Below are 24470 nucleotides of genomic sequence, written 5' to 3' on the forward strand. Positions count from 1 at the left end.
TCTTCTTTAGTTTTTCCTATTTTTTGTTGAATTCTACCATACAATTCTTCTTCTTTTCCTTCAACAAATAATAAATCATCGTCAGTTAAATCGGCATACTTTTGTTTTAAAATTCCTTTTAACTCGTTCCATTTTCCTGCTAATTCTTTTGTGTTCATAATTTTAGATTTAATAATTAATTTATGATTTACTTTTACTAAACGAATTTTTAATCAAATTCATTCCATATGTATAATTTGTACTTAATATGACATCATTGCAATCAAAATGTTTTATAATACCACTTTCTTGAAGTGCAATTATCCAACAAGTATTTTGATGCATTCCATAGTCAATAATAAAAATAGCTTGACCAGTACCTAATGGTGTTTCTACTAGAATAGAGGGATTAAGTTGTATCATCATATTTTAAGTTTTTAATTGTTTTTGTATGCATTACAAATTTACATACATCGACTTTTTTAGAGTTATAGAATTTTAAGAGTTTGTTACACTATTTCAATTATATGTTTGTAATTTTGTACTGCAACACAGTATAAACATGACAACACAACAACTAATACAACAAATCCAACAAAAAAAATCATTTCTCTGCATCGGTTTAGATGTCGATTTAACTAAAATCCCACAACATTTACTCGAACTCGAAGATCCAATTTTCGAATTCAACAAGGCTATAATTGATGCTACACACGATTTATGCGTTTCCTATAAACCAAACACCGCTTTTTATGAAGCTTATGGAATAAAAGGTTTACAATCATTACAAAAAACCATTGATTACATCAATCAAAATCATCCCGAAATTTTCACTATTGCTGATGCAAAGCGTGGCGATATTGGAAACACTTCAACAATGTATGCCAAAGCTTTTCTGGAGGATTTGAATTTTGACAGCGTAACCGTTGCACCATACATGGGAAAAGATTCCGTTGAACCATTTTTAGCTTTTAAAAATAAACATACTATTTTATTAGCACTAACTTCCAACGAAGGTGCATTTGATTTTCAAACCAAAGTTTCAGAAGGAAAAGAATTGTACAAAACCGTCATTGAAACTTCCAAATCTTGGAAAAACTCCGAAAACCTAATGTATGTCGTTGGCGCAACCAAAGCCGACTATTTCACCGAAATTCGTAAAATTGTTCCCGATAGTTTTTTGCTTGTTCCAGGCGTTGGTGCACAAGGCGGAAGTTTACAAGAAGTTTGTAAATTAGGAATGAATAAAAACGTAGGTTTGCTAATCAATTCTTCACGCGGAATTATTTATGCTTCCAATGGAATTGATTTTGCTCAAAAAGCTAGGGAAGAAGCTTTAAAATTAAAATTAGAAATGGCATTAATTCTAAAATCAATTAATTGATTTCATATTCAATATATAAAAATGATATATCTCTAGAATGGGTAACTTTTGTTCATGGTGCAGGAGGAAGTTCTTCAATTTGGTTTAAACAAATTAGAGAATTCCAAAAGCATTTCAATATTTTGTTACTTGATTTAAGAGGTCATGGCAGTTCTAATTCTCAAATCAAAAAAGCTTTTAAACAAAAATACACCTTCAAGTCTATTGCTAATGATGTTATAGAAGTGTTGGATTTTTTGAAAATTAAAAAATCCCATTTTATTGGAATATCACTTGGAACAATTATCATTCGTCAGTTAGCCGAAGATAATCCGGGCAGAGTTCAAACTATGATATTGGGCGGAGCAATTTTAAAAATGAATTTTAGATCTCAAGTTTTAATGCGCTTAGGAAATGTTTTTAAATATGTGTTACCTTATCTAGTATTATATAAATTTTTTGCTTTTGTAATAATGCCCAATAAAAATCATAAACAGTCGAGAATATTGTTTATCAACGAAGCCAAAAAATTATATCAGAAGGAGTTTATTAGATGGTTTAAACTTACTGCCGAAATTAATCCAGTTTTACGATGGTTTCGCCAAAAAGAATTGAGTATACCAACTTTTTATGTAATGGGAGAAGAAGATTACATGTTTTTGCCATCAGTAAAAAAAGTAGTTGAAAAACATTCAAAATCGTCAAAATTATTTGTTATAAAAAGATGTGGACATGTTGTTAACATTGAGCAAGCTACAATTTTTAATCAACAAGTATTAGACTTCATTTTAAACAGAAATTGTCAATTTAAGTAACCATTAGTTTTGATTTATGTCAAGAATTTTTATCGATCAAATTGGAAATCATCATTCTTTTGAAATCGTTCCAAAAAGAATTATTTCGCTAGTTCCTTCTCAAACCGAATTATTATATGATTTAGATTTAGAAGAAAGCATTGTTGGGATAACTAAATTTTGTGTTCATCCATTTCATTTTAAGTCTACCAAGAAAATTATTGGCGGAACAAAAAAAGTACATTTTGAGAAAATAAGATTGCTACAACCAGATATAATTATAGCCAATAAAGAAGAAAACACAGTTGAAATTGTAGAAGAATTATCAAAAATTTGTCCGGTTTGGGTAACCAATATTGTTACTGTAGAAGACAACCTGAAAGTGATTTCTGATTTTGGACAACTTTTTAATAAACGAACCGAAGCTCAAAAATGGATTGATAAAATCAATTTTGGATTGGAAGATTTTCAACAGTTTGTTAAAGATAAAGATGTTCAGAAAGCAGCATATTTTATTTGGGCAAATCCTTATATGGTTGCCGCAGGAAATACTTTTATCAACGAAATGCTGAAAATAAATAAGTTAGAAAATATTTATGATAATAATCCAAAATATGAAGGTCGTTATCCAGAAGTGGTTATTCAAAAAATGCGAATTCAAGGCGATCCAGATTTAGTTTTGCTTTCTTCAGAACCTTTTCCGTTTACCGATCAACATGCTTTTGAATTAGGACGACATACGCATCATGCCAAAACGGTTTTTGTTGACGGCGAAATGTTTTCGTGGTATGGAAGCCGATTGGTTAAAGCATTTCAATATTTTAAAAAGTTGCAAGAATCATTATAGAACAAAAAAAGTCGAAGCTTTTTCAAACTCCGACTTTTTTAACTAACCCTAACCAAAACTTATAAAACCAAATATATAGTACAAAGATAAGTTTACTTTTTTAAAGGTTATGTTAAGGATTTGTTATACTTATGTTATTGATTTCTAAAAAATTAGAATTACTTTTTGTCTTGAATTGCAAAAACTTTCTGTAGTAACGTTGTTGTGCGTGAATTAATGTCTGTTCTGATATTTTTTTCTTCAATTGCTATCATTTTAAAAACACCTTCAAGCGCTTTGGTTGTCGTATAATCGGTCAAATCTGGATTTACTTTTTTTACTAATGGAACGGAATTATATTTGGTAATTATTTGACTCCAAATTTTATCAGCACCAACTTTAGTAAACGAATTTTTAATCACCGGATTAAATTTTGAGTACAAAGCTGTTGTTGTGGAATTTTGTAAATAGTTAGTTGCCGCATTTTCGTTACCCATTAAAATGTTTTTGGCATCTTTGAAACTCATGTTTTTTACAGCATCAACAAATATTGGAGTAGATTCTTTAACCGCATCTTCGGCTGCTCGATTTAGTACTTTTAATCCTTCGTCCGCCAAACTTCCCATTCCAATTTGTCGCAAAGTTTTATCTACTTTTTGTAATTCTTGTGGTAGAAGAATTTTCACCATTTCGTTTTTAAAGAAACCATCAACGGCAGTAAGTTTAGTTACTTGTTTTGAAATTCCATTGTTTAATGCTTCTTTCAATCCACCAGCAATATCAAGATTTTGATTTTGTCCAATATTAGGTAATTGATTGGCAACCTGTTGTAATTCTGCACAACTTATTAAAGTGAAGCAACCCAAAAGGAGTAGTATGTTTTTCATAAAAAAAGGAATTTTTAAAATTTAATTCAAGTTTTCAAAAATAGTGCCAAAAATTAAGAATATTCATAAACTAATGTTATTTTATTAAACCGATATTATTTTTATGTTTTCTACGAAATCGTTATAACTATTTTTAATTATTACGTAAATTGCACCACTTAAATTAGCAAATCATTACTATGGAACAACAAACTCCTTATATTCCTAAAAATAAAGTAAGAATCGTAACAGCAGCATCACTTTTTGATGGTCACGATGCCGCTATCAATATTATGCGCCGAATTATTCAAGCAACTGGTGTTGAGGTTATTCATCTTGGACACGATAGAAGCGTGGAAGAAGTAGTAAATACTGCAATTCAGGAAGATGCAAATGCAATAGCAATGACTTCTTATCAAGGTGGACACAACGAGTATTTCAAATACATGTTTGATTTATTAAAGGAAAAAGGCGCAGGTCATATCAAAATATTTGGCGGTGGCGGAGGCGTTATTCTTCCATCTGAAATTTCAGAATTGCATGAATATGGAATAACCCGAATTTATTCTCCAGATGATGGTCGAGCTCTAGGTTTACAAGGAATGATTAATGATTTAGTAAAACAAGCCGATTTTCCAGTTGGTGAAGTTTTAAATGGTGAAATCAATCATTTGGAAGAAAAAAATCCAACAGCAATTGCTCGAGTTATTTCTTCTGCTGAGAATTTTCCAGATGTTGCCAAAGAAACTTTGGATGCAATTCACAAGAAAAATGAAACTTCAAAAATTCCTGTTTTAGGAATTACCGGAACTGGCGGAGCTGGAAAATCATCATTGGTTGATGAATTAGTTCGTCGTTTTTTAATCGATTTCCCTGAAAAAACTATCGGCTTGATTTCGGTTGATCCGTCTAAACGTAAAACTGGCGGTGCATTGCTTGGTGATAGAATTCGGATGAATGCTATTAATAACCCAAGAGTTTATATGCGTTCATTAGCAACACGTCAATCCAATTTGGCATTGTCAAAATATGTAGCCGAAGCCATTCAGGTATTAAAAGCTGCAAAATACGATATTATCATCTTGGAAACTTCTGGTATTGGTCAAAGTGATACCGAGATTTTAGAGCATTCGGATATTTCTTTATACGTAATGACACCAGAATTTGGTGCGGCAACGCAATTAGAAAAAATTGACATGCTTGACTTTGCTGATTTGGTTGCTATTAATAAGTTTGACAAACGTGGTGCTTTAGATGCAATTAGAGATGTAAAAAAACAATACCAGCGAAATCATAATCTTTGGGATGTAAACCCAGATGAAATGCCTGTGATTGGAACAATTGCATCGCAGTTTAACGATCCGGGAATGAACACACTCTACAAAAAAATCATGGATAAAATTGTAGAGAAAACCGGAGCTGATTTACAATCGACTTTCGAGATTACTCGCGAAATGAGCGAGAAGATTTTTGTAATTCCACCACATAGAACACGTTATTTGTCTGAAATAGCCGAGAATAATCGTAAATATGATGAAACAGTTTTAACTCAAGTTGAAGTTGCACAAAAGTTATATGGAATTTATAAAACGATAGAAGTTGTCAATAAAAAAGCTCCCAATTTTGATAAATCAGGAATTGATGTTAATTTATTGAATATCAATTATGAAAACAATGACTTCTTAAACTTATTAGTTAAGGAATTTGATAGAGTAAAAATGAACCTTGATCCGTTCAATTGGGAAATTATTACGACTTGGAACGATAAAGTAAACAAATATAAAAATCCAGTTTACAGCTTTAAAGTACGTGACAAAGAAATCAAAATCCAAACGCATACCGAAAGTTTATCGCATTCTCAAATCCCAAAAGTAGCGTTGCCAAAATATCAAGCTTGGGGTGATATTTTACGTTGGAATTTACAAGAAAATGTTCCTGGAGAATTTCCGTTTGCATCAGGTTTGTATCCTTTTAAACGCGAAGGAGAAGATCCAACTCGAATGTTTGCTGGCGAAGGCGGACCAGAACGAACCAATCGTCGTTTTCACTATGTATCATTAGGAATGCCTGCAAAAAGACTTTCAACTGCTTTTGATAGCGTAACTTTATATGGAAATGATCCTGATTTGCGTCCAGATATTTATGGAAAAATCGGTAATGCCGGAGTTTCAATTTGTTGTTTGGATGATGCTAAAAAATTATATTCTGGTTTTGATTTAAGTCATCCGATGACTTCGGTTTCTATGACGATAAATGGTCCAGCACCAATGTTGTTAGGCTTTTTCATGAATGCCGCAATTGATCAAAATTGTGAAAAATACATCGTTGAGAATAATCTTCAGGTAGAAGTGGAGGAAAAAATCAATGAAATTTATAAAAAGAAAGGTGTTTCTCGACCAACATATAATGGTGATTTACCTCAAGGAAATAATGGTTTAGGATTGATGTTGCTAGGTGTAACTGGAGATCAAGTCTTACCAAAAGAAATCTACGATGATATCAAAATAAAAACCTTATCTCAAGTTCGTGGAACGGTTCAAGCCGATATTTTAAAAGAAGATCAAGCGCAAAATACTTGTATTTTTTCTACGGAATTTGCACTCCGATTAATGGGCGATGTTCAGGAATATTTTATTCAAAAAAATGTGCGTAATTTCTATTCTGTTTCGATTTCGGGTTATCATATAGCCGAAGCTGGAGCAAACCCAATTACGCAATTAGCGTTTACCTTGTCAAATGGTTTTACTTACGTAGAATATTATTTGTCTCGTGGAATGAATATCAATGATTTTGGACCAAATTTATCATTCTTTTTCTCCAACGGAATTGATCCAGAATATGCTGTGATTGGTCGTGTGGCGAGAAAAATTTGGGCAAAAGCGATGAAGCAAAAATATGGTGCAAATGAAAGAGCTCAAATGTTGAAATATCATATTCAAACATCTGGTCGTTCACTTCATGCACAAGAAATTGATTTCAACGATATCCGTACAACATTACAAGCTTTGTATGCGATTTATGATAACTGTAATTCATTACATACCAATGCTTATGACGAAGCAATTACTACGCCAACAGAAGAAAGCGTTCGTCGTGCAATGGCAATTCAGTTGATTATTAATAAAGAATTAGGTTTGGCGAAAAACGAAAATCCAATTCAAGGTTCGTTTATTATTGAAGAATTGACTGATTTAGTTGAAGAAGCAGTTTTACAAGAGTTTGACCGAATTACAGAACGTGGCGGAGTTCTTGGTGCGATGGAAACGATGTACCAACGTTCAAAAATTCAAGAAGAAAGTCTGTATTATGAAACGTTGAAACACACGGGAGAATTTCCAATTATTGGTGTAAATACTTTTTTAAGTTCCAAAGGTTCGCCAACAGTTGTTCCCTTAGAAGTAATTCGTGCTACCGAAGAAGAAAAGCAATTCCAAATCGCAACTTTGGAAAATTTACATAAAGCCAATATTGATAAAGTAAATGAGCAGCTGAGTATTTTACAAGATGCAGCTATTAACAACCAAAATCTTTTTGAAAAATTAATGGATGCAGCAAAATATTGTTCGTTAGGACAAATCACGTCAGCGTTGTTTGAAGTTGGCGGTCAATATAGAAGGAATATGTAAGATAGACTTTTTTTATCAGTCAATAAACAAACCTCATTTCATTATAGTTTGTTTATTGACTGATATTTTTTCATTTGTATACTTATTTCGTTTATAATTTTAAGATGTATTTGTAAGCGGTTAAAAATTTAACTTTTTATAAGGTTTAAAAAAATAGATTTTGAATTTATATCAGTTACTACTTTTTTTATTTTCAGTATTTTTATAAAGGTCAACACTTTTGTAAATACTCTTATTGAAAATATCTTCAATTAAATTTTATTTGTTTGATTTATTTGGAATTTTAATATATGGAATTTAGACTATCTTTGCCGCTTCAAAAATCTTTAAGTCTATAAATCTTAAAATCTTTCAATCCAAATAAATGATTACAGTAAACGATATAGCCGTAGAATTTGGCGGAACCACACTTTTTAGCGAAGTAACTTTCGCCATCAACGAAACGGATAAAATAGCCTTGATGGGTAAAAACGGCGCAGGAAAATCTACTTTATTTAAAATTGTAGCCGGAGCAAACAAGCCAACGCGCGGAACTATTTCTGCACCAAGCGATGCGGTTATTGCCTATTTGCCACAGCATTTGCTAACCGAAGACAACTGCACGGTAATGGAAGAAACATCAAAAGCATTTGCAGCTGTCCTAAACATGAAAAAGGAAATCGACGACATCAATGAACAGTTGACCATTCGCACCGATTATGAAAGTGACGACTATATGAAACTGATTGAAAAGGTTTCGGAACTGTCTGAGAAATATTATTCTATCGAAGAAGTAAACTATGAAGCTGAGGTAGAGAAAATTTTAAAAGGTCTTGGTTTCGAAAGAGAAGATTTCAACCGTCCAACCAAAGAATTTTCCGGTGGATGGAGAATGCGTATCGAATTAGCCAAAATACTTTTAACCAAACCCGATTTGATTTTACTCGATGAGCCAACCAACCACTTGGATATGGATAGTATTCAATGGTTAGAAGAATTTTTAATCAATCAAGCCAAAGCCGTAATGGTAATTTCTCACGATAGAGCGTTTGTGGACAACATCACCAACAGAACTATCGAAGTAACGATGGGAAGAATTTATGACTACAAAGCCAAATATTCTCATTATCTAGAACTACGCAAAGACCGACGCATTCACCAACAAAAAGCCTACGAAGAACAACAAAAATTCATTGCCGATAATCAAGCCTTTATTGAACGTTTTCGTGGTACTTTTTCCAAAACGGAACAAGTGCAATCGCGTGTGCGAATGTTAGAAAAAATTGTTCCAATCGAGGTTGATGAAATAGACAATTCCGCTTTGAAGTTGAAGTTTCCACCATCAGTTCGTTCAGGACAATACCCAGTAATTGTAAAAGATTTAGAAAAGTCGTATGACGATAAGCTAATTTTTAAAGATGCCAATTTAGTGATTGAACGTGGACAAAAAGTAGCTTTCGTTGGTAAAAATGGTGAAGGAAAATCAACCATGATTAAAGCCATTATGAAAGAAATTGAAATTAATGGTGGTTCGGTAGAAGTTGGTCATAATGCGCAGATTGGGTATTTTGCTCAAAATCAAGCCGCACAACTAGACGAAAACGCTACTATTTTTGAAACGATTGATAGAATTGCCGTTGGTGATGTTCGTACGCAGATTAAAAATATTCTAGGTGCGTTCATGTTCCAAGGTGATGACATTCAGAAGAAAGTAAAAGTGCTTTCCGGTGGAGAAAAAACGCGTTTGGCAATGATAAAATTATTGTTAGAACCAGTGAATTTGCTAATTCTGGATGAACCTTCCAACCATTTAGACATGAAAACCAAAGACATCATCAAAGATGCGTTGCGCGATTTTGACGGAACATTAATCTTAGTTTCCCACGACCGTGATTTCCTTGATGGTTTGGCTGAAAAAGTATTCGAATTTGGAAACAAACGAGTAAAAGAACATTTTGAAGATATCAAAGGTTTCTTGGCTAACAAAAAAATGGAAAGCTTGAAAGAGATAGAGAAGTAGTTTTCAGTCGCAGTGTTCAGTAATAAAAAACCCGTCAGTTCAATAGAAGTGACGGGTTTTCTTTTATTCTTTGTAGTTCAATTTTGTTCTGACACTTTTGAAATAATCAATTAAGATATTTTTTTGCGCTTCGGTTAATGCTGCTTCTCGATGTACCAAAGTATAACTTCCCAAAGGCATTTCATCTTTTTCGATATATTCGATGCATTCTTCCAGTTTGTGATCTTGTCTTTTTAATTCATAATCAGTAAAAGTGGAAAAATTAAGTTCCTCTCGACCTTCATCAATGTGACCTTTTAAAAACCATCCTGCAGGTTGCACATAAGAATACAACGGATAGTTACTTTGATTAGAATGACAATCGTAGCACGATGTTTTGATAATCGATGCAATTTCTTGGGGTGTGTTTTGTGTTTTCAAAAAGTCTTTACTTTCATCAACCGAAGGATTGGTTTTGTCAATTTGGAAAAACTGTAGCACAACCAACACTACTAAAAGCGCAATAAGTATTTTTTTCATTGGAATTGGATTTTGGATAAAAGTAATAAAAATAGTTTGCTATTCCAATGCAAAGCGAACACCAATTTCACTGGAAATAGTAATTTTTTCGAATTCGATGTTGGTGCTGTAATCCTTAGCGTCATAGTCTTTTTGAGAAGAATTGCCTCTTATTCTTATTGTTGAACCAGTATAATTTCTTTTAATTATTCCTTCCGAAACGTTTCCAATAAAAATAGCTTTCCCAACAGTTTGCCCTAATGGTTTTGTGAAGCTAATAGCATTGGCTTTAGCATTTTCAATGGCATTACTGTTCATTAGAAGTTGTAATTTCTTTTCTTCGGAATGTTCTAATTTATCAATTCTAACGTTAGAAAGGCCAACTTCTTCCAAACCAATAAATACCTTGGAGGTTGTTTTGGCATCAAAAACCAAAATAGAGTAGGACTTCGATTTTTGAATATCAGTTTGTTTCAAAAAGAATTTTTTGTAGTTGCTCATCATGTCTTGCATTGCAACGTTTTTATCCACATCAATGCCTAAAGTTTTTAGTTTATTTAGCATATCGTTTTCTAATTCTTCCACCGATTTTTTTCCTTTTACATCTTTTTCAGAAATTAAAACATCAATGTAAATTCGGTTTGGTGTTACCAAGGTATCGGCTTTCCCTTGTACTTCAAGATACGGTTTGTCGATAAAGTTTTTCTCTTGACTAAATGTTATGAAAGAGGCGAGAATTGAAATTAAAAAGAAGGTTTTTTTCATGGTGTAAAGTGTTTTTTATAGAACGTTTTTTTTGTCAAATTATTATATTCTTGATTAATTCTGCATCAATCTTAATGAAACTTAATTTCTTAATGGTTTGTTTTCAAACAAAATCCGCCAATTTATACAACTGATGGATTTGCCACATTTAATCAAATTAACCCACAATTTATAGATTCACAGCTTCCATCAATCGGATGAATTCCGCTTTGTAACCTTCGTTATCGTTTTTGATGTTATTTTTGGCTAACTTTTTTATGTCCGAAATGGATTTGTTGGAAACCAATTCCGAATCTCTTAATTTCAATCCGAACCAAGCTACCGAAGCACAAAATTTAAAATCTTCTGAAGTTTGTTCCAATGTCACAACGTTGTTTTTAATCACTTCATCCATTTCAATACTTTTTTCGCCATCGGGTTTTTTGTATCGGAATTTAATCGTTGCTAATTCCGCACCAAGATTAGTTGCTGATGGTTTGGTTTTAGTATATTTCAACTCATCTGTTGGTGTGAAAAATTTACTTTTTGTATTCACCGGAATGATTTCATACAAAGCCGTAACGGTATGTCCGCTGCCTAATTCGCCCGCATCAATAGCATCGTTTTTGAAATCTTCTGGACGCAATTTTCGGTTTTCATAACCAATCAATCGATAGGCTTGCACATGTGCAGGATTGAACTCAATTTGGATTTTGACATCTTTGGCAATGGCAAACATCGAACCTTTAAATTCTTTGCCCAAAAAGCGATTGGCTTCTTGAATGTTATCGATGTAAGCATAATTTCCGTTGCCTTTGTTGGCAAGAGTTTCCATTTTGCTATCTTTGTAATTGCCCATTCCAAAACCTAAACACGTTAAAAACACACCTGATTTTCGTTCTTCTTCAATCAATCGTTGCATATCATTATCCGAACTTGCACCAACATTAAAATCGCCATCAGTTGCCAAAACCACACGATTGTTTCCATTTTTGATGAAATTTTCTTTAGCCGTTTTGTAAGCCAATTGAATTCCTGCGCCGCCAGCTGTACTTCCGCCAGCCGATAATTTTTCCAAAGCATCGATAATTGTCATTTTTTTATCTCCCGAAGTTGGAGGCAAAACCATTCCGGCTGCGCCAGCATAAACCACAATGGAAACTTTATCTTCGGCACGCAACTGATTGACCAATACTTTCATGGATTGTTTCAATAAAGGCAATTTATTTTCCGAAAACATCGAACCCGAAACATCAATCAAGAAAACCAAGTTGGAAGCTGGAAGTTTTTCGTCATCAATATTTTTTCCTTGTAAACCGATGCGAACCAACTTGTTATTAGTATTCCAAGGACATTCGCTGTATTCACTGTTGATGGAAAACGGATGTTCATTTTTTGGTTGTGGATAATTGTATTTGAAGAAGTTCATCATTTCTTCTACACGAACGGCATCTTTCGGAACTTTTTGTCCGTTGTTGATAAAACGACGAATGTTAGTATAAGAAGCATTATCCACATCAATTGAAAAGGTAGAAAGCGGTGATGATTTTGGACTTTCGAAGACGTTTTCTACAAATGTGCCATAATCTTCATCTCCAACATTTGGTGCAATTACATCATGTTTTGAAGGATAGTTTGGATTATAACTGTTGACTTCTTGTTTCATCAGACTATTACCTCGAATACTAATACTACTTGAATGCGCGACAACTTGAATTCCTGGAGCTTTGCCTTTTACTTTTTTAGGAGAATAACTATCATATTCTGAACCATATCCAACTACTACAACTTCATTAAGTGTAACTCCACTATCTAAAACAACATTAATTGTAGTTGCTTTTTTCACTTTCACTGTTTTAGAGTTGTATCCAGTAAAATTGAAAACTAAAGTTTCTCCTTCTTTAGCTTTGATGGAATATTTCCCGTCAAAATCGGTTTGTGTTCCGCGAGTAGTTCCTTTTACGACAATACTTGCGCCAGGCAATGGTCCAAGTTTGTCTGATACAATACCTGTGATTGTTTTTTCCTGTGCAAAAGCTACGATACAAAAAAGCATAGCTATGGCTGATGAAAAGATTTTTGAATTTTTCATGACTTAAATTTTTAGAATGTTACACTTGATTTTTAGCTACTTTTTGAGCTTCGGTTTTCCGTTTTTAGTGGTAATGATTACAACACCTTTTTCTCCTTTTTTACCATAGACTTCGATGGCTTTTTCCTCCTGCAGTATGGAAATAGTTTCGATGTCTTGTTTATTTAATGGCGAATATGGACTGGTTGGATTTGGACCAAAAACTTCCACTTCCGAATATTCCACGCCATTGATGATGTATAAAGGTTCTGCTAAAACCACTATCGATTCAACATCGTCAGCATTCAGTTTTCCTAGTTTTTGCAAATCTTCAGCAACATCATCGATAACGAGTAATGGTTCTTCTTTTTTAGATTTTGTCTTTTGTTGGTTTGTATTTACCATTACTTTATAACCATTATTTTTTACGCTTCTAGCTTCATAATTTTTTGCATTAAAATAACCATCATATGAATTGGCTTCTTCTTTTTCTTTTTTAACGTCTTGAACAGCTACTTCTGAAACTGCTGCTGGCATTGGTGCTGCCATTTTTTTTGGTTTTACCGTATCGTTCATAACAATTACATCAGTAACTTTAGTTTGTTGTTTCAGAATTTCTTCGGCGTTTTCTTTTATGGCTGGATGTTTTTCTACGTCAGCAATAGCATTATTTTCTTCAATAATTGGAGTTGTAATGCTATCAGTAATAACAATTTCAGTAGTTGGCGTTACTGTTGTTTTTTCATTGTTCCAAAAATGATAACCGACAGAAACGACTAATAAAATTGAAGCGGCAACGGCTAATTTTTTCCAAAGTTTGGTTTCTTTTTTCAGGACTTTGGTATCCAATTTTTGTTCCACTCGGTTCCAGACGTTTTCCATTCCGGGAAAGTCTTCCGTTTCTGCATTTTCGGCAGCCGATTTGAACTGATTATATAATTTATCTTGATTTTCCATGAGTGTTACTTCGCTTTTTGATAAAACAAATTGTTGACTAAAACCTGTAATTTGGTTTTGGCTACATTCAATTGTGATTTTGATGTTCCTTCAGAGATGTTGAGCATTTGCGCAATTTCTTTGTGACCAAAACCTTCTATGGCAAACAGATTAAAAATCGTTTTGCATCCTTCGGGAATGTGGTTTAACAGATTGAGCAAATCTTCTTCTTCCAATTTGGTATCGTTAGTGTTTTCTGCTAAAACATGAATTTTTGTATCTTCTAAATACAGATTAAAATTGATGTTTTTCTTCAATTGAAGTAAGCATTGATTGACCGTTATTTTTCTTGCCCATGCTTCAAAAGCGCCAATTTCTTTCAGTTGGTCAAGTTTGGTAAATATGGTATAAAACGCATCTGCCATAACTTCTTCAATTTCTTCCTCTTTCTTGAGATACCGTTTGCAGGTTCGATACAACTTGGGCGACAACTGTTCATAGACTTGCCGCTGCGCGTCTCGCTGCATTTTTTTACAAGCTTGTATTAGGTTTTCGTTTATCACAATGAATGTCTTTATTACTAAAGAGGATTATTTTATCAAAAAGGTTGGGAAGGAGTGAAAAAAAGTTTTCAGTTGTCTGTTTTCAGTTGTCTGTTTTCAGTTTATAATCAAGTTGGAAATGACTGTAGTTTGTTTCAAATTGTAGTTTGTCATTCCGTAGGAATCTCAAAAGGTTTTATTTTGTTTTTAACTTCAACTGATATATATCCGCTTCCAAAACTTCGGTATCATTGTCTTCGCAAAGTAGAAATTCAATTTCGTTGGACGATTTTTTATACAATGTAATACCTTCAAATTTATGAGTATCGGAAATTTTTTGGGTGAAATCGATTTTCATTTTCTTTACATCAATTCGTCCGATGATGCTGCCAAGAACTTCACCATCATCATACGTTGAATTGGAATTTTCTGCGGAAGCCAAAAAGTAAATTTTGTCATCGACCAAAATTGCATCAGTAAAACTGGTGCGAACGCCTTTGATTTTTGGGAGTTTGTATTCGTTAGAGATGATTTGAAATTCGTTGACTAGATTTTTTCCTTCTACGGTGAAAACTACATTTTTTGCTGTTTTTCCATTGCCACGATTGAAGAAAAACCAAGTTTCGCCATTATAAATTACGCCTTCGATGTTGAAATCTTCTGGGGCAATTTTAGCAAAAGATTGCATGGTTAAGTACAAATCGGTTAAATCTTGGGTTTTTATAACTTCTTTGGTTTTACTGTCAACTTGCACCATGAAATTTCGATTTTCGGTGGAACCAGAACCAAAGATGTAAATGCTGTCGGCATATTGTGTTATGGCTTCAAAATCGGGTTTGAAAGCTTTTGGAGTGTTTTCTTGAGGATTTTCGGCAAGCGGATGACGTTGCAGTTTTGAGGTTTCGGTTTGGTATTCGTAGAGATACGAACTGTTGTCGCCGATTGCCAAAATGGTGTTGTTTTGAAATAGTAATCCTGATGCAGAACCAATGCCGATGATTTTAAAAAGTAGCGAAAGTTGAATTTTTTCCATAAGTTAGCAGGTAAGTTTAGCCCAGATAGAAGCGGCATCCTTTTTCTTTTTTTGTTTTGTTCTCCGACAATTTCAAGATGACAAAACAAAAAAAGAAAAAGATATAGCGAATAGCTGGAAATAGCTCCTCAAAAATACTATTTTTATAAACATAAAAAGATACTTATGCATTCAATTAATCCAGAAGATTTTAGGGTAAAAGGCAAACTTGATTTGTTTAATACACCAACTGAATTGTCGATTGAAACATCGAAAAAAGAAGAAGAAACGGCTTTGGACGATATTCAAAAAAAGCTTAGTGCCAAACAAGATGCGATGTATGCGCACAATCGTCATGCGTTTTTGATTTGTTTGCAAGGTATGGACACGAGTGGAAAAGACAGTTTGATTCGGGAGGTTTTTAAGGAATTTAATCCACGTGGTGTTGTGGTTCATAGTTTTAAAACGCCTAATTCGACGGAGTTGGAACACGATTACCTTTGGCGACATTATTTGGCTTTGCCCGAGAAAGGAAAGTTTGCGGTTTTCAACAGAACGCATTATGAAAATGTTTTGGTAACCCGCGTGCATCCGGAATATATTTTGTTTGAAAATTTGCCTGGAATTGAGAAAGTTTCAGACATAACGCCACAGTTTTGGGAAAATAGGATGGAGCAAATCAATAATTTTGAAAAGCATATTGCGCAAAACGGAACGACCATTTTGAAGTTTTATTTTCACATGAGTAAGGATGAACAGCGCAAAAGATTGTTGAAACGATTGGAACAACCGGAAGATCAATGGAAGTTTTCGACTGGCGATTTGAAAGAACGCGAACGTTGGGATGATTATATGAACTTCTACGAAGAAGCGATTAATAAAACCAATACCGATTATGCGCCTTGGTATGTTGTTCCTGCGGATGATAAAGGTGTTGCACGATATATTGTAGCCAAAACGATTTGGGAAAAACTAGAGTCGTTAACCGATATTGCTGAGCCAACATTGGATGCAAAAGTGAAAGATAATCTTCAACTTTATAAAGACCAATTGAAAGGATAAAAAAAAATGCGCTAAAGTCTTTAGCGCATTTTTTTTAAATGATTAATTCACAATTATTTTTTGAGTAAATCGATTGTTTTCAGATGAAATTTCCACAATATAAATTCCTTTATTCTGAATTGGATTTATCGTTATATCATTATTATTTTCGTTGAGTGTAATTAATTTCGTTTCGATATTTTTACCGTCAATGTTGTATATTGACAAACGAACTTTTTCTGAAGCAATGGAAGATTTAATGTTAAGTTTTCCGTAATTGGCTTGGTTGCTTGTTATGATAAACGAATTTTTAGTAAATTCATTATTAGATAATGTAAAAGTTAATTCTTCCCATGTTCTAGCAACACTAACCAATCCAACTTTACCGGTTGGCATTCCAGCTGGACCTACATTTTGTCTAAAAACTAATCTATCAATTCCGCCAGCTTGGTCATTTCCTGCAAAATTTGTTGCGGAAACGTTATTACCACTTTCTCCGGCTAAATAATTTGGATTTGCATACAGCGAAACAGTATCATCATTAGCTCCTGCACCTTGAGTGTATTTAAAAATTAATAAATAATCAGTTCCATAGTTATATGAATTGGATGTATAAACAGTAGGATTTGCAAGATCACCTTTTCTAATTCCGATACTGTATGTACTTCCGCTTGTAGGTTGAACAAGTACTCTGAAAGTAGTTGTTATGAAACTGCCGTTTTGTACTCTAAAAAAATCTTGTGGTGATGTTTGTGCATTGGTTATATTGATAACCATACCAACATATAAATCTCCCGAAGTAACGGTAGTTCCAAACAATCTACCACATCCATCAGTATCTGGGGTTAAACTAAAAGCTTTTGATGAACTTCCATAACCTGTATAACCGATATTTTGTTGAACCACTTGAGCATTTGAGCATATAGCTCCAGTGCATGGACCTGAACCTCCATTGGATGAATTGTTTGTCCATGAACCTTGACCACTTAACTGAACACCTGTATTGTAGGTGCTAAAATCATCCCTGAAAATATTTTGTGCATTGGAATTTAATGAAAATGCTATTGCAATTGAGAGTAGAATTTTTTTCATATTTTATTTGTTATTGGATTAGACATCAAATTTATAAAAATATTCCTTTTTACAAAGTCAAGTTCAAAAGTTAATATTGATATTGATATTGTTTTTGATATTGATATTGTTTTTGATATTGTTTTTGATATTGAAATTGATATTGTTTTTGAAATTGAAATTGAAATTGAAATTGAAATTGAAATTGTTTTTGATATTGATATTGTTTTTGAAATTGACTTTTGATTTTTGAAATTTTTGTCTTTATATACTTTATCTTTGCACCCCGAAGTTTCGGGGTTAAAAAATGCAAGAGTGACTTTTTCAAATTACACTAAAGAATTCAAATACAATTTAAAGTTGGCTTATCCTGTTATTCTCGGGATGATTGGTCACACCTTGGTTGGAATTGTAGATAACATCATGGTTGGAAAAATTGGTCCGACCGAATTGGCTGCGGTTTCGCTGGGCAATAGCTTCATTTTCATCGCTATGTCGCTTGGTATTGGTTTTTCTACCGCAATCACTCCTTTAGTAGCCGAAGCTCATGGAAAATCGAATAGAGAAGAAGGTCGATTGGCCTTTCATCACGGACTGTATTTGTGTACTATTTTGGGATTAATTTTATTCGGCTTTGTTTTCTTTTCCAAACCTTTGTTGTCTTTTATGGGACAACCCGAAGCTGTTGTAACGCTGGCGGAACCTTATCTTGATATTGTTGGGTTTTCTCTAGTTCCGTTGATTATGTATCAAGCTTACAAGCAGTTTGCTGACGGAATGAGCCAAACTAAATACTCGATGTGGGCAACGATAGTTGGAAATGTTGCCAATGTTGTTATCAATTATTTCTTTATTTACGGGATTTGGATTTTTCCAGAGTTGGGTATTATCGGTGCTGCTATTGGAACTATTGCTTCAAGAATTATCATGCTGATTTTCATGCATTACATTATGAAAAGCAAAACCAAGTTTCATTACTATTTTGAAGGCTTTACTTTAAAAGAAATTAAGAAGGAAATAAACCTGAAGATTATCAAAATTGGACTTCCTTCGTCGATGCAAATGTTTTTTGAAGTAGCGTTGTTCACAGGAGCGATTTGGCTTTGCGGAATGATTGGTACCACTAGTCAAGCCGCCAACCAAATTGCGCTCAGTTTGGCATCGTTAACCTTTATGTTTGCTATGGGATTGAGCGTTACGGCTATGGTTCGCGTGGCTAATCAAAAAGGACAAGAAGATTATATCATGCTTAGAACCGTTGGATTATCGATATTTATTTTAGCGGTTATACTCGAAATTGTTTTTGCTATATTGTTTATTGCTTTCCACCAAGTATTACCTATTATTTTTGTCAATACCCAAGATTTAGCTACTATTGTTGAAACCCAAGAAGTAATTTCCATATCGGCACAATTGCTTATTGTTGCTGCTTTTTTCCAAATATCCGATGGTATTCAAGTAGTTGTTCTTGGTGCTTTAAGAGGTTTACAAGATGTGAAAATACCAATGTATATGACTTTTGTTGCCTATTGGGTTATTGGTTTTCCCGTTTCAATCTATTTAGGATTATATACTGATATGAAAGCCGTAGGTGTTTGGATAGGATTGTTAGCGGGTTTGACAGCAGCAGCATTATTTTTGTATCTTCGCTTCGATTATTTGACTAAAAAACTTATAAAGTAAAGAGTAAATAGTGATGAGTAAAAAGTATAAAGCTTTAATTACCAATCACTATTAACTGTAAACTATTTACTAATCACTAATTACTAATAAAAATGCAATTACCAAAATTTGTTCTCGCTGATAACTCTGATTTTCCAGAAGATATATTTGTTATTCACCTTGATTTCCCTCGTTTTATTATCAACTTAAAAGATGATGAGGTAGAATTTCTTGAAGACCTTGAAGGCGAAGATGAAACCGAACTCGAAAGCGAAATGGAGCATTTAATTACGCTTGCCGGAGAGTTTTATGATAAAGAAATGGAAGGTTACGACGAGTAGTTCCCAAAGATTAGTTCTACTCAAAGCCGTTTTTAATAGCATATACCGCTAGACCAACACGGCTTTTTAAATCCAATTTTTCAAATAGACTATCTCGATAACCTTCAACCGTTCGTGGGCTACAGTGCATTTCTTCTGCTATTTCTTTGTAGCTCATTTCGGTGATGCAATAGCGCAGAAATTCTTTTTCTCTATCAGACAATTTGTTTGATAATTTTCCTTTTACTTTATTCATGCCCGAAAAAATAAGTCGCGATGCCCAGTCTGGATAATAATAACCGTTTTCTAGCATGGTATTGAGTGCCATTTCCAAATCTCTTGGATGTACATTTTTTAATAAATAACTCCTTGCACCATTTTTAATCATTTTGTTGATGCTCTCTTCATCGGTTTGCATGCTTAATACTACAATCATTACCTCTGGATGATGTTCTTGGAGCCATTTTGCGGTTTCAAAACCATTCATTATCGGCATGCTGATGTCTAATAAAACGATGTCGGGCAATTGGTTTTTCTTAGTTATTTTATCAATAAGTTCCTTACCGTTTTCACATACGTAGAGCACTTCAAAGTTAGTAAAGTTGCTAATTATTCCTTTTATAGCTTGGGCTATAAGAACATGGTCATCTATTATGGCTATTTTCTTTTTCACTATATAGGTAAAGTAATCGTTATTTTTGTTCCTACATTAATCTTACTTTCTATAGCAAAGGTACCCAAAATCATTTTCACTCGTTTCTCCATGTTTTTTAGCCCCATTCCGTTGGTATATCTTTTTTCTAAATCAAAACCTATTCCATCATCTGTTAAAACTAGAGTAGCTTTTTGTTTATGTGAATGCATCACTATAGAAATGGTTTCACACTCTGAATGTTTGATACTATTTTGTATAAACTCTTGAACGATCCTAACTAGTATCGTTTTAATTTCGGTGTCTAAAATTAGTTTTTTATCATAGCAAAGAAACTTGACTTTGATAATTTTTAGTTTTTCTACTCGTTCGCATTCTTTTTGAATTAAATCATAAATTAGTTGCTCTGAAATTGAATTTTGGGTTAATGATTTAGTTAATTCTCTCATTTCCCATAGCGTTTCGTTCAAAATGCCACTAATGTTTTGTATTCCTTCTTTTGTATCAGTTTGTTTGTTTTCATGTTCTAATTGCTGCATATAAATGCTGGCTAAAGTTAATTTTTGACCAATATTATCATGAATTTCCTTGCCTATATTATCCATCGTTTGCTGTTGAATTTCAAGTTTAGTGGCATACAGTTGGGTCAAATACAGCTCTTCTGCTTCTTTCTTTTCTTTATTTACCTTAAAATAGCGATACACAAATGCACCTACAAAACAAAGGTTTTCTAAAAAGAAACCATAGCACAAATAGTCGAAACCTGTGTATTTGCTATGACCTTCGGTGCTAAAACTATCCCATAGTGCAAGAAAACCACTTATAAAAACAAAACTTACTGCCGCAAAAAGATACCTAAAAAAAACTTTGTCTAAATTTTTATACAACTGGATGTAAAATACTAACGACAAACCAATAATTACAATTCTACTAATTAAAAACACCACAAAATCACGGCTCATAAATAAAGGAAACCCTATAACTGCCAGTATATATATAATAGTAAAACCCAAGAAAATACGAAAATAAACCACAAGTTTTTTAAACTTTTCGTCTTCAATAATCATGGCATAATAGATAAAAGCGCAAAACAAAAAATGGCTTAGCATCTGCAAAACATCTACCAATAAATTCATGGTACGACGACGAGGCGTTTTAGGAGGAAAATCGCCAGTGTTTTTATAATACACAATTAAAACAAACGCTATTAAAATAGCTAGATAGGCACTATAAAACTTATAAACTTTTGAAGAAAAATAAAAATTAAGAAAAAGGCTAATGACACCCGCCAAGCTTAAAAAACCTATAGAGTAGAAGCAAAGTTCAATAAAAAAAGTATCATTAGTATACATACAAAATAACAAAATTAGTAGGCGTTAAAATATAAAAATAAACATTGTCATTTAATTTTAATAGTTACCACAAATAAACGACTAGTTTTTTGTTAAAAATAAGATCTTTTCAAATTATTTATACCCGTTAAACAACGGTATTTAATACCCGTTAAATAACCCTGTTAAATACCGTTTTTTAACTGGAAATTATTTGTTAAAAACATACAATATTTGTTAAAGTTATTCAAAGTAAATTTTTTTAATCAAACATATTTCAATAAAAATCAGCTTTCTATAACTAACTATCGCTCTTTAAAATAGTAGATTACAAATTGTTCAGTATAAGTTGAGTAGTTTTTTAGATTGCACCCAAAATTGGCCAGTGATGCCCGCCAATTTTTGGGATGCATAAAAAAAGATTTGGGTTGCGCCCCGAAGATTTCGGTATCCTTACCGGAAGTTTCGGTATCCTTACCGGAAGTTTCGGTATCCTTACCGGAAGTTTCGGTATCCTTACCGGAAGCTTCGGTATCCTTACCGGAAGCTTCGGTATCCTTACCGGAAGTTTCGGTATCCTTACCGGAAGCTTCGGTATCCTTACCGGAAGTTTCGGTATCCTTACCGGAAGCTTCGGTATCCTTACCAGAACAATTTTACTTTAGAAGTAGATAAAGAAAATTATAAATAATGTTTAACCAATAAAACTTTAAATTATGCCTAACTCTAAACCCTTTCCGAGTAAAGAAGCTGATTTGAACTCGTATTTTCAAATTGCAGTACCTTATTTATTAGAAAACAGAATAAGGTTATTAATCTCTCAAGCCAATCAAGATTTGATTGAATTAAAATTAGAGGCGTGGAATGAAATTTTTCCCCAATCTCAAAACAGTAACACAAAAACCAAAACAATAATTCAAATTAAAGATGGGGCAAAAGAAGAATTAATGACGGCATTAAGAGCCGTATATGCAGATATTCCCGCTAGCATTTGGACATTAGAAGACCGAAATACGCTCAATGTTCATGAACGCAGTACTACTAGAACACCAGTACCGGTGCCTACTACTATCCCTATAGGGCAGGTAGATACCAGCCGAAGACTAGAGCATACTATTTCGTTTACTAACGAAGATGGCTCATTAGCAAAGCCTCATGGGGTTCGCGGTTGTCAAATTTGGTTCAAGGTAGGCGAGGCACCTATCGATCCTAGTGAGCTTAGCTATATGGCTACCGATACTGCTTCGCCTCATATTTATCATTTTAATGGAGAACTTGCTGGTAAAAATGTGTTTTACTGGCTTAGATGGGAAAATAACCGTGGCGAAGTAGGTCCATGGAGCGATGCGGTAATGGCTACCATAACGGGGTAATCATAGTAACATTTTTTAACTTCAACTTTTGATGATTTGTCGAGTAGTTTTATAATCAATAGGTACAAAAAAAAGGTCTTTGGGGTGTTTTTGTAAGATTATATTACTTCCAATATACGTAAAAATACGTATATACAGGTCAAATATAATGCTGAAATTTGCAAGTAATAAAGAGCCAAAAGAGTTGTTATATATGCCATAAATTAAAAAATAAATTAAAAGTTGGTTGAGTAGTTTTAATTTCCTGCCTTGAGGGTTACTTCATTTATTGGATTAAAAAGAGAGGCAGGTTTAAAATGTAAAGTATGAAGATGTTAAAAAACGTAGAGTTAGTCATTAAAATATTAATTGTAGCAAGCATAATGTTTATGCTGTATCAGATGTATCAAATTTATATGCATTATTAATTAAGTTATGTGTTGGAAAAATCTAGAAAAAAAATGTAAACAAGTCTACCATACGCAGTTTATAAACGCTGCGGATGCTGTAGAGCGCAGGATGATTATCAATTTAATCTCTGACGAGTTTCCTGATGTACCAAGGTTGCGCATTGCTCACGCGGTGGATAAATGTATTAGTGCTTCGGAACAGCGAGTAGCACCGGTGGAGTTTTTAAACCGAGTGCAAAACTATATGCGATAAGCCTAGCGGAGCAAAACGATTATGGTTTGGATTTAAAATAGAAGTCCAATAAATCGTTGGCGGCTTTAAAAGGAGAAATTTTTCCTTGCTGCACAGCCAAGCTTTTGTTTTTTAATAATTCCTCCATCGAAGGAAATTGATGAAAATGGTTTTTTAACTGCTCATTAATGGTTTCCATCATCCAAAACTGGTTTTGGTTTTGACGTTTTTCGTCAAAATAATTGTTACTCTTCACCAGTTCTAAATATTCTGAAATAATCTTCCAAACGTTGTCAATTCCTGTCTTTTCAAAGGCGCTACAGGTAGTGACTTTTGGTATCCATCCACTGTTTTTGGCAGGAAATAGATGCAACGATCTATTAAATTCTGTTTTAGCTAATTTGGCTTTAGCAATATTATCGCCATCGGCTTTGTTGATAACAATGGTATCAGCCATTTCCATGATGCCACGTTTTATCCCTTGGAGTTCATCGCCAGCACCCGAAATTTTTAATAGCAAAAAGAAATCCACCATACTGTGAACCGCAGTTTCACTTTGACCAACGCCAACGGTTTCAATAATAATCGTGTCAAATCCTGCCGCTTCGCAGAGAATAATAGTCTCGCGGGTTTTTCGAGCAACACCACCAAGCGTATCTCCCGAAGCACTCGGACGGATAAATGCGTTTTCGTCTTTTACTAATTCTTCCATTCGGGTTTTATCGCCAAGAATACTTCCGTGACTTATCGATGAACTTGGATCAACCGCCAAGACGGCAACTTTTTTACCCATAGAAGTCAAGTGTTTTCCAAAAGCTTCAATAAAAGTGCTTTTACCAACGCCTGGCACACCCGTAATTCCTATGCGGATAGATTTATTGGCGTGAGGCAAACAGCCGTTGATGATTTCGTTTGCTTTGACTAGATGGTCAAGATTAGTACTTTCTACCAAGGTAATGGCGCGGCTGAGTGCTACTTTATCTTGTGCCAAAATTCCAGCAATCAATTCCTTTGCCGAAGGTTGATTTCTTCTCTTGAGCAAGACGTTTTGAACAGAAGATGCGTTCAAAGTTTCTGGTTGAGGAATACCGTCTTTCTCTTTTAGTGCCGATTTCTTTTGGTTTTCTTCCAAGGTGTCTGTTC

At 33.7% G+C, this 24470-nt stretch carries 22 protein-coding genes; 9 read left to right on the plus strand and 13 right to left on the minus strand.

Going from position 1 to position 24470, the window contains the following annotated elements; genetic code table 11:
• On the minus strand, positions 1 to 158 hold a 158-nt coding region (locus tag IAI56_RS04990; RefSeq protein ID WP_187656824.1), incomplete at its 3' end, for a CsbD family protein.
• Between the two features lie 22 nt (positions 159 to 180).
• Positions 181 to 405 carry a hypothetical protein gene (locus IAI56_RS04995; RefSeq protein WP_187656825.1) on the minus strand — a complete coding sequence of 75 codons (225 nt, stop codon included), beginning with the start codon at positions 403 to 405 and terminating at the stop codon, positions 181 to 183.
• A 136-nt stretch (positions 406 to 541) separates the two neighbouring features.
• On the opposite strand from IAI56_RS04995, the gene pyrF reads away from it, so the two are divergent.
• The 3 genes from pyrF to IAI56_RS05010 are packed head-to-tail and all read left to right on the plus strand — an operon-like array spanning position 542 to position 2983.
• A complete protein-coding gene (gene pyrF, locus IAI56_RS05000) occupies positions 542 to 1363 on the plus strand; it encodes an orotidine-5'-phosphate decarboxylase (RefSeq protein ID WP_187656826.1) in 822 nt (273 codons plus the stop codon).
• On the plus strand, positions 1360 to 2157 hold the full coding sequence (locus tag IAI56_RS05005; RefSeq protein ID WP_187656827.1) for an alpha/beta fold hydrolase: 798 nt from the start codon (positions 1360 to 1362) through the stop codon (positions 2155 to 2157). The genes pyrF and IAI56_RS05005 overlap by 4 nt, the downstream gene beginning before the upstream one ends.
• 16 nt (positions 2158 to 2173) lie before the next feature.
• Entirely contained in the window at positions 2174 to 2983 is an 810-nt protein-coding gene (locus IAI56_RS05010) for an ABC transporter substrate-binding protein (protein ID WP_187656828.1), read from the plus strand.
• A 158-nt stretch (positions 2984 to 3141) separates the two neighbouring features.
• Here IAI56_RS05010 and IAI56_RS05015 read toward each other — a convergent pair whose 3' ends face one another.
• A complete protein-coding gene (locus IAI56_RS05015; RefSeq protein ID WP_187656829.1) occupies positions 3142 to 3849 on the minus strand; it encodes a DUF4197 domain-containing protein in 708 nt (235 codons plus the stop codon).
• A 179-nt stretch (positions 3850 to 4028) separates the two neighbouring features.
• Here IAI56_RS05015 and IAI56_RS05020 point away from each other — a divergent pair, with 179 nt between their 5' ends.
• The gene (locus IAI56_RS05020; RefSeq protein ID WP_187656830.1) at positions 4029 to 7454 is read left to right on the plus strand and encodes a methylmalonyl-CoA mutase family protein; all 3426 of its coding nucleotides are present in this window, start codon (positions 4029 to 4031) and stop codon (positions 7452 to 7454) included.
• A 364-nt stretch (positions 7455 to 7818) separates the two neighbouring features.
• The gene (locus IAI56_RS05025) at positions 7819 to 9453 is read left to right on the plus strand and encodes an ABC-F family ATP-binding cassette domain-containing protein (RefSeq protein ID WP_187656831.1); all 1635 of its coding nucleotides are present in this window, start codon (positions 7819 to 7821) and stop codon (positions 9451 to 9453) included.
• 63 nt (positions 9454 to 9516) lie between these two features.
• Here the strand turns inward: IAI56_RS05025 and IAI56_RS05030 are convergent, their stop codons facing one another.
• The 6 genes from IAI56_RS05030 to IAI56_RS05055 all read right to left on the minus strand — a co-directional run bounded on the left by IAI56_RS05030 (position 9517) and on the right by IAI56_RS05055 (position 15277).
• Positions 9517 to 9972 (minus strand): heme-binding domain-containing protein, encoded by a 456-nt coding sequence (locus IAI56_RS05030; RefSeq protein ID WP_187656832.1) that lies wholly within the window; start codon positions 9970 to 9972, stop codon positions 9517 to 9519.
• Positions 9973 to 10011: 39 nt separating this feature from the next.
• The gene (locus tag IAI56_RS05035; protein ID WP_187656833.1) at positions 10012 to 10716 is read right to left on the minus strand and encodes an SIMPL domain-containing protein; all 705 of its coding nucleotides are present in this window, start codon (positions 10714 to 10716) and stop codon (positions 10012 to 10014) included.
• A gap of 169 nt (positions 10717 to 10885) precedes the next feature.
• A complete protein-coding gene (locus IAI56_RS05040) occupies positions 10886 to 12787 on the minus strand; it encodes a vWA domain-containing protein (RefSeq protein WP_187656834.1) in 1902 nt (633 codons plus the stop codon).
• Between the two features lie 36 nt (positions 12788 to 12823).
• Positions 12824 to 13723 carry a hypothetical protein gene (locus tag IAI56_RS05045; protein ID WP_187656835.1) on the minus strand — a complete coding sequence of 300 codons (900 nt, stop codon included), beginning with the start codon at positions 13721 to 13723 and terminating at the stop codon, positions 12824 to 12826.
• Positions 13724 to 13728: 5 nt separating this feature from the next.
• The gene (locus IAI56_RS05050; RefSeq protein ID WP_187656836.1) at positions 13729 to 14229 is read right to left on the minus strand and encodes an RNA polymerase sigma factor; all 501 of its coding nucleotides are present in this window, start codon (positions 14227 to 14229) and stop codon (positions 13729 to 13731) included.
• Positions 14230 to 14440: 211 nt separating this feature from the next.
• Positions 14441 to 15277 carry a DUF6929 family protein gene (locus IAI56_RS05055; RefSeq protein ID WP_187656837.1) on the minus strand — a complete coding sequence of 279 codons (837 nt, stop codon included), beginning with the start codon at positions 15275 to 15277 and terminating at the stop codon, positions 14441 to 14443.
• A 165-nt stretch (positions 15278 to 15442) separates the two neighbouring features.
• Here IAI56_RS05055 and IAI56_RS05060 point away from each other — a divergent pair, with 165 nt between their 5' ends.
• Positions 15443 to 16318: a PPK2 family polyphosphate kinase gene (locus tag IAI56_RS05060; RefSeq protein ID WP_187656838.1), complete on the plus strand. Its 876-nt coding sequence runs from the start codon at positions 15443 to 15445 to the stop codon at positions 16316 to 16318.
• 42 nt (positions 16319 to 16360) lie between these two features.
• On the opposite strand, the gene IAI56_RS05065 is transcribed toward IAI56_RS05060, so the two are convergent.
• Positions 16361 to 17389 (minus strand): T9SS type A sorting domain-containing protein, encoded by a 1029-nt coding sequence (locus tag IAI56_RS05065; RefSeq protein ID WP_187656839.1) that lies wholly within the window; start codon positions 17387 to 17389, stop codon positions 16361 to 16363.
• 294 nt (positions 17390 to 17683) lie between these two features.
• Here IAI56_RS05065 and IAI56_RS05070 point away from each other — a divergent pair, with 294 nt between their 5' ends.
• Both IAI56_RS05070 and IAI56_RS05075 read left to right on the plus strand, forming a co-directional pair.
• Positions 17684 to 19051: an MATE family efflux transporter gene (locus IAI56_RS05070; RefSeq protein ID WP_187656871.1), complete on the plus strand. Its 1368-nt coding sequence runs from the start codon at positions 17684 to 17686 to the stop codon at positions 19049 to 19051.
• A gap of 92 nt (positions 19052 to 19143) precedes the next feature.
• Positions 19144 to 19371, plus strand: coding sequence for a hypothetical protein (locus IAI56_RS05075; protein ID WP_169523471.1), 228 nt, complete (start codon positions 19144 to 19146; stop codon positions 19369 to 19371).
• Between the two features lie 16 nt (positions 19372 to 19387).
• On the opposite strand, the gene IAI56_RS16385 is transcribed toward IAI56_RS05075, so the two are convergent.
• Together IAI56_RS16385 and IAI56_RS16390 are read right to left on the minus strand one after the other, a co-directional pair.
• Positions 19388 to 20023 carry a response regulator gene (locus IAI56_RS16385; RefSeq protein ID WP_187656840.1) on the minus strand — a complete coding sequence of 212 codons (636 nt, stop codon included), beginning with the start codon at positions 20021 to 20023 and terminating at the stop codon, positions 19388 to 19390.
• On the minus strand, positions 20023 to 21192 hold the full coding sequence (locus IAI56_RS16390; protein ID WP_187656841.1) for a sensor histidine kinase: 1170 nt from the start codon (positions 21190 to 21192) through the stop codon (positions 20023 to 20025). Before IAI56_RS16390 ends, IAI56_RS16385 begins: the two co-directional genes overlap by 1 nt.
• An 857-nt stretch (positions 21193 to 22049) precedes the next feature.
• Here IAI56_RS16390 and IAI56_RS05090 point away from each other — a divergent pair.
• Positions 22050 to 22706, plus strand: coding sequence for a hypothetical protein (locus tag IAI56_RS05090; protein WP_187656842.1), 657 nt, complete (start codon positions 22050 to 22052; stop codon positions 22704 to 22706).
• A gap of 661 nt (positions 22707 to 23367) precedes the next feature.
• Here the strand turns inward: IAI56_RS05090 and meaB are convergent.
• Entirely contained in the window at positions 23368 to 24459 is a 1092-nt protein-coding gene (gene meaB, locus IAI56_RS05095) for a methylmalonyl Co-A mutase-associated GTPase MeaB (protein WP_187656843.1), read from the minus strand.
• Positions 24460 to 24470: the final 11 nt, after the last annotated feature.

The organism is Flavobacterium macrobrachii (assembly GCF_014486675.1).
GTDB classification, from domain to species: Bacteria; Bacteroidota; Bacteroidia; order Flavobacteriales; family Flavobacteriaceae; genus Flavobacterium; species Flavobacterium macrobrachii.